The organism is Streptomyces sp. NPDC059455, from assembly GCF_042750115.1.
GTDB classification, from domain to species: domain Bacteria; phylum Actinomycetota; class Actinomycetes; order Streptomycetales; family Streptomycetaceae; genus Streptomyces; species Streptomyces endocoffeicus.
Window position 1 is genome coordinate 4,722 of record NZ_JBHYVB010000314.1, and the last position, 4,999, is coordinate 9,720.

The 4,999-nt window shown below is 71.9% G+C and carries 3 protein-coding genes; all 3 read left to right on the forward strand.

Features of this window, described 5'->3' with window-relative positions; translation table 11 throughout:
- Positions 1-64 precede the first annotated feature (64 nt).
- The 3 genes from ACFXB5_RS50495 (at position 65) to ACFXB5_RS50505 (ending at position 4,854) form a co-directional block, all read left to right on the forward strand.
- Positions 65-1,342: an HRDC domain-containing protein gene (locus tag ACFXB5_RS50495; RefSeq protein ID WP_385222051.1), complete on the forward strand. Its 1,278-nt coding sequence runs from the start codon at positions 65-67 to the stop codon at positions 1,340-1,342.
- 168 nt (positions 1,343-1,510) lie between these two features.
- Positions 1,511-2,728: a thiolase family protein gene (locus ACFXB5_RS50500; RefSeq protein ID WP_385222054.1), complete on the forward strand. Its 1,218-nt coding sequence runs from the start codon at positions 1,511-1,513 to the stop codon at positions 2,726-2,728.
- On the forward strand, positions 2,725-4,854 hold the full coding sequence (locus tag ACFXB5_RS50505; protein ID WP_385222056.1) for a 3-hydroxyacyl-CoA dehydrogenase NAD-binding domain-containing protein: 2,130 nt from the start codon (positions 2,725-2,727) through the stop codon (positions 4,852-4,854). Before ACFXB5_RS50500 ends, ACFXB5_RS50505 begins: the two co-directional genes overlap by 4 nt.
- Positions 4,855-4,999 lie beyond the last annotated feature (145 nt).

Genomic DNA, 4,999 nt, shown 5'->3' on the forward strand with positions numbered 1-4,999 from the left:
GATCCCCTTCCCCTCCCCCCTCCCCCCGCCCTGCGTACTCTCCGCACACAGCTACCCTTGACAGGTGACCGACGCCCAAGAGACCGCAGCAGAGACGACACTGCGAACCACCGGGGGCGCTCCTCCGGACGACCTCCCCCCGGCGCCGGTCCCCTTGCTGGAGCCGCGCGAGGGCATCCCGCCCGTCACCGCCGACGCGGACACGCTGGCCGAGGTCATCGCGACCTTCGCCGCCGGCCACGGCCCGGTGGCCGTCGATGCCGAGCGCGCCTCCGGCTACCGCTATGGACAGCGGGCCTATCTGGTCCAGCTGCGCCGGGCCGGAGCGGGGACCGCACTGATCGACCCCGTCGGCTGCCCCGACCTCTCGGGTCTGGGCGCCGCGATCGCCGACGCCGAATGGGTCCTGCACGCCGCGACCCAGGATCTGCCCTGTCTGCGGGACATAGGCATGGTCCCGGCCCGGATCTTCGACACCGAACTCGCGGGCCGGCTGGCCGGGTTCGCCCGGGTGGGGCTCGGCGCCATGGTCGAGAACATCCTCGGATACGCCCTGGAGAAGGGCCACTCCGCCGTGGACTGGTCCACCCGCCCGCTGCCCGAGCCCTGGCTGCACTACGCCGCGCTCGACGTCGAGCTGCTGGTGGACCTGCGCGACGCGCTGGAGGACGAGCTGGAGCGGCAGGAGAAGCTGGAGTGGGCGCACCAGGAGTTCGCGGCCATCGCCGCGGCCCCGCCCGCCCCGCCGCGCAAGGACCCCTGGCGGCGGACGTCGGGGATGCACAAGGTCCGGCGGCGCCGGCAGATGGCCGTGGTGCGCGAGCTGTGGACGGCCCGGGACCGGATCGCGCAGCGCCGCGATGTCTCACCGGGCAAGGTGCTGGGCGACGCGGCCATCGTCGAGGCCGCGCTGGCCCTGCCGGGAGACGTCCGGGCACTGACCGCGCTGAACGGTTTCGGCCATCGGATGAACCGGCGCCAGCTGGAGCAGTGGCAGGCCGCGGTGGACCGGGCGCGGGCGCTGCCGGAGGCCGACCTCCCCCAGCCGGGCCAGCCGGTGGCCGGTCCGCCCCCGCCGCGGGCGTGGGCGGACAAGGACCCGGCCGCGGCGGCGCGGCTCTCCGCGGCGCGTGCGGCCGTCACCCAGCTGGCCGAACAGCTGAATCTTCCGCAGGAGAACCTGATCGCCCCGGACACCGTCCGGCGGCTGTGCTGGGAGCCGCCCGCCGAGCCGACGACGGATGCGATCGCCTCCGTTCTCGCAGGTCACGGCGCCCGCCCCTGGCAGGTCGACCTGGTGACCCCGGTGCTGACGGCCGCCTTGCTGACGCCCCCGGCGTGATGTGACGCGCGTGGACCGGCGGCCTCGCCGCCGGCCCGCGGCTGTGACCTTCAACCCTCCGGCGGTGGGGACTGGGCAGCTTGGTTACTCATAAGTAGCATGAGGGTGTGACGGCGCGCTCCCGGCGTGCCCGCAGCAGTGCCATCCCGCACCTGGAGGAGAGCCAACGTGCCTCGTACCGCTAGGGACGTCGTCTTCGTCGACGGCGTCCGGACCCCATTCGGCAAGGCGGGCCCGAAGGGCATCTACCACGAGACCCGCGCCGACGACCTGGTCGTCAAGTGCATCCGGGAGCTGCTGCGCCGCAACCCGGATCTGCCGCCGGAGCGCATCGACGAGGTGGCCATCGCCGCGACGACGCAGATCGGCGACCAGGGCCTGACCATCGGCCGCACCGCGGGCATCCTGGCCGGGCTGCCCCAGTCGGTCCCCGGCTACGCCATCGACCGGATGTGCGCCGGTGCGATGACCGCCGTCACCACGACCGCGGGCTCCATCGCCTTCGGCGCATACGACGCAGTCGTCGCGGGCGGTGTCGAGCACATGGGCCGCCACCCCATGGGCGAGGCGGTCGACCCCAACCCGCGGTTCGTCTCGGAGAAGCTGGTCGACGAGTCGGCCCTGTTCATGGGCATGACGGCGGAGAACCTCCACGACCGGCTGCCGCACATCTCCAAGCAGCGCGCCGACGAGTTCGCGGTGCGCAGCCAGGAGAAGGCCGCCAAGGCGTACGCCAACGGCAAGATCCAGCAGGACCTGGTGCCGATCTCGGTGCGCCGCACCTCCCCCGAGGGCGGGGAGCTGGGCTGGGGCCTGGCCACCGCCGACGAGCCGATGCGCCCGGGCACCACGCTGGAGGGCCTGGCCACGCTGAAGACCCCGTTCCGCCCGCACGGCCGGGTCACGGCCGGTAACTCCGCGGGGCTCAACGACGGCGCCACCGCCTCGCTGATCGCCTCCGAGGACTTCGCCCGGGAGCTGGGCCTGCCGGTGAAGATGCGCCTGGTCTCGTTCGCCTTCGCCGGCGTCGAGCCCGAGGTGATGGGCTACGGCCCGGTCCCGGCCACCAAGAAGGCCCTGGCGAAGGCCGGTCTGTCCATCGAGGACATCGGCCTGTTCGAGATCAACGAGGCGTTCGCCGTCCAGGTCCTGTCGTTCCTGGACCACTACGGCATCGCGGACGACGACGAGCGCGTCAACCAGTACGGCGGCGCGATCGCCTACGGCCATCCGCTGGCCTCCTCCGGTGTCCGCCTGATGACGCAGCTGGCACGGCAGTTCGAGGAGCGCCCCGAGGTCCGCTACGGCATCACGACGATGTGCATCGGCTTCGGCATGGGTGGCACCGTGATCTGGGAGAACCCGCACTTCGAGGGGAACAAGTGACCAACACCGCAGAGCTTCTCAAGGGAGCGGCAGAACTCTTCCCGGGCGAGGTCGTGACACAGGCGCACGTCCGCCACCTCGAGCTCCCCCAGAACGCCGGCCGCTTCGCGCTCATCACGCTGGACAACGGCCTGGACCACACCAAGCCCACCACCTTCGGCCCGGCCTCGCTCGCCAACCTCAACACGGCGATCGACCAGGTCGAGAAGGAGGCCGCGGACGGCGAGATCACCGGTGTCGGCATCACCGGTAAGCCGTTCATCTTCGCCGTCGGCGCCGACCTCAAGGGCGTCGAGCTGCTGAAGCGCCACGAGGACGCGCTGGCCATCGGCAAGGGCGGCCATGACGTCTTCAAGCGGCTGTCGGCGCTCGCCGTGCCCACCTTCGCGTACTACAACGGCGCGGCGATGGGCGGCGGGGTCGAGGTCGGGCTGCACTGCGCCTACCGCACCGTCTCCGCGGCGCTGCCCGCCTTCTCGCTGCCCGAGGTGTTCCTCGGCCTGGTGCCCGGCTGGGGCGGCTGCACCCTGCTGCCGAACCTGATCGGCGCCGACCGCGCGGTCTCGGTCATCATCGAGAACTCGCTCAACCAGAACAAGCAGCTCAAGGGCGAGCAGGTCTACGAACTCGGGATCGCCGACGCGATCTTCGAGGGCGCGGACTTCCTGGAGCAGTCGCTGATCTGGACCGCCGCCGTCCTCAAGGGCGAGCTCGAGGTCGTACGGCCCGAGATCGACCGCGGCGACGCCTGGCACGAGGCCGTGGTGCGCGGCCGCGCCATCGCCGACGGCAAGGTGCACGGGGCGGCCCCGGCCGCCTACCGCGCGCTGGAGATCATCGACGCCGCGCGCAACGGCGACCTCGCCCGAGGCTACGAGGCCGAGGAGAAGGCGCTCGCCGACCTCATCATGGGCAGCGAGCTGCGCAGCGGCATCTACGCCTTCAACCTGGTGCAGAAGCGCGGCAAGCGCCCGGCCGGCGCCCCGGACAAGTCGCTGGCGCGCCCGGTCTCCAAGGTGGGCGTCGTGGGCGCGGGTCTGATGGCCTCGCAGCTGGCGCTGCTGTTCGCGCGGCGTCTCGAGGTGCCGGTCGTGCTGACCGACATCGACCAGGCTCGGATCGACAAGGGCGTGGGCTATGTCCACGGCGAGATCGACAAGCTGCTGCTCAAGGGCCGGATCAACCAGGACAGGGCCAACCGCCTCAAGGCCGCGGTGACCGGTTCGCTGGACAAGGCCGCCGCGTTCTCCGACGCCGACTTCGTCATCGAGGCCGTCTTCGAGGAGATGGGCGTCAAGCAGCAGGTGTTCGCCGAGGTCGAGGCGGTCGTGCCGGAGCACGCCATCCTCGCCACCAACACCTCCTCGCTGTCGGTGTCCGAGATGGCCTCCCAGCTCAAGCACCCCGAGCGGGTCGTGGGCTTCCACTTCTTCAACCCGGTCGCGATCCTGCCGCTGCTGGAGATCGTCCGCGGTGAGAAGACCGATGACGCCTCGCTGGCCACGGCCTTCGGCGTGGCCAAGAAGCTGAAGAAGACCGCCGTCCTGGTCAAGGACGCCCCGGCGTTCGTGGTCAACCGGATCCTGACCCGCTTCATGGGCGAGATCCAGAACGTGATCGACGAGGGCACCCCGGTGGACGTCGCCGAGCGCGCCATCGAGCCGCTGGGCCTGCCGATGTCCCCGCTGGTGCTGCTGGAGCTGGTCGGCCCGGCGATCGGCCTGCACGTCTCCGAGACGCTGCACGGCGCGTTCCCGGACCGCTTCACGGTCTCGGAGAACCTCAAGCGCGTGGTCGAGGCGGGCAAGCGCGGCTTCTACGTCCACGACTCCGGGGAGCCGAAGCTGGACCCGGAGGTCGCCGCGCTGCTCCAGCAGGGCGACACCGTCCTCACCGAGGAGCAGGTGCGCGCCCGGGTGCTGGACGCGGTCGCGCAGGAGATCGGGCTGATGCTCGAGGAGGGCGTCGTCGCCGAGGCGCAGGACATCGACCTGTGCCTGATCACCGGCGCGGGCTGGCCCTTCCACCTGGGCGGCATCACGCCGTACCTGGACCGCGAGGGCGTCTCGGAGCGGGTGAACGGGAAGACGTTCCTGGCGCGGGGCGTGGCGAGCGTTCCCGCGTAGCGGAGGCGGCGCGTGACATACCCGGGTGCCGGGCGGGCGAAGGCCCGTCCGGCACCCGGACGTTCCGGGGGTTGCCCGGCCGTGGCGGGGGTTTCCCGGGCGGGGCGGGCGCCCCCCGCGGGGGCCCAAACACCGCCCCCCCCCC